Genomic DNA, 1,694 nt, shown 5'->3' with positions numbered 1-1,694 from the left:
CAGCTCGGCATAGCTCAGCTCGGCGCGGGTGGCGGTCGCGTCGGCGAACACGACGGCCGCACCGCTCGGGTTGGCCTCGACAGCGGTGGCCATCAACTGCGGCAAGGTGGTGACGCGGTGGCGGCGGGTCCGGGTCGGGCGCACACGCGCCGCGCGGGTCATACGCGCACCGCTTCCGCGGTTTCGTCACTGCGCTGCCCGACCGCCCGAACCATCGTGCTGCCTCACCCTGTCTATCGTCGCCACACGCACGTCACCACGCTCCCCACCTTGGGATCATCGAACGCGCAGGTCGATCGTTACCGAACCGCCGGCGCACGCCGTGCGCGACCGGCCCCGACCCGGTGGTTCCGGGTCGAGAACGGGCGCGTGTGACGAGTGCCGCGGTTGATTATTCCCTGCCGACGCGCGTATGGGGTTCGCGACGTCGGCAGGGGCTGTCAACGGCGAGCGTCGAGCAGAGCGGCCAGCTGCGGGCCGATCACCGCCAGCGCCTCCGGTGTGGCCATCCGAGCGTGGACGACCTCCACCGGCCGGTCGACCACCATGCCCTGGACATACGGCCACCAATCGGCCGCCGCGGCGCGCAACTCGTCGGTGGGGTCGGCGACCGCCGCGCTGAAGTACTGCACGGTGCCGTGGAAAACCCCGGGCCGGTGCTCGGCGATCAGCTCCGCCGAGCGGACCGCGCTGCGGTAGATCCGGCGCAGCCGCTCGGGCGTCACCGCGACCAGATCGGCCGGGATCATGGCGTGCAGCGCGGCCAACGACTCGTCGTCGAGTTCGTAGACATCGCCGTCCGCGGTGACCGCCGTGTCGAGACCGAGTTCGGCCAGTGCGCCGCGCACCGCCGCGCGGAAACCGACCACGTCCGGATTCGGGTGGCTGTCCATCATGGCCAGCAACTCCACCTGCTCGCCCGCGTCCTGCAACCTGGTGGCGATGGCATGGGCGAGCACGCCGCCGAGGGACCAGCCGAGCAACCGGTACGGTCCCTGCGGTTGTACCGCCCTGATCTCCGACAGGTAGCGCTCGGCCAGCTCGGCCAGCGAACCGGGCAGTTCGCCGTCCTCCGACAGCGCGGGCGATTGCAGACCGAAGATCGGCTGCTCGGCGGGCAGGAATTGGGCCAAGCCCGCGTACGACCAGGCCAAGCCGTACATCGGATGCAGGCAGAACAGCGGCGCGGCCGATCCGCTCGCCCGGATGGGCAGCAGCACGTCCAGCGCCGCGCCGGCGTCGGCGTCGCCCGCGTCGATGCGCGCGGCCAAGCCCGCCACCGTGGCGTCGGTGAAGAACCACTGCACCTGCACCGCCGCTCCGGTCGCGTCCCGCAGCCGTCCGGCGACCTGCGCCGCGAGCAGCGAGTTACCACCCAACGCGAAGAAGTCGTCGTCCACCCCGACTTCCGCCGCGCCGAGCAGGTCGGCGTACACGGCGGCCACCGCCTGCTCGGTGGGGGTCTGCGGCGCGCGGTAGTCGACCGCGCTGACGATCTCCGGCGCGGGCAACGCGCGCCGGTCCAGCTTCCCGTTCGCGGTCAGCGGCAAGACGTCGAGGACGACCACGGCGTCGGGCACCATGTACCCGGTCAAGAACGCGGCGACGTCGGCGCGGACCGTATTCGGGTCCAGGCTCGCCCCGGGGTCGGCCACGACATAGCCGATCAACCGGTCCCCGGCCTGCTCGTCGGC

At 71.9% G+C, this 1,694-nt stretch carries 1 protein-coding gene; it reads right to left on the bottom strand.

Features of this window, described 5'->3' with window-relative positions:
* Positions 1–440 precede the first annotated feature (440 nt).
* Positions 441–1,694, bottom strand: a 1,254-nt coding sequence (locus tag ACT89H_RS29310) for a thioesterase domain-containing protein (protein WP_445111905.1), incomplete at its 5' end; no start/stop codon positions are given.

It is taken from the genome of Nocardia aegles (genome assembly GCF_052545135.1).
This window is presented reverse-complemented; position numbering and strand designations above follow the sequence as displayed.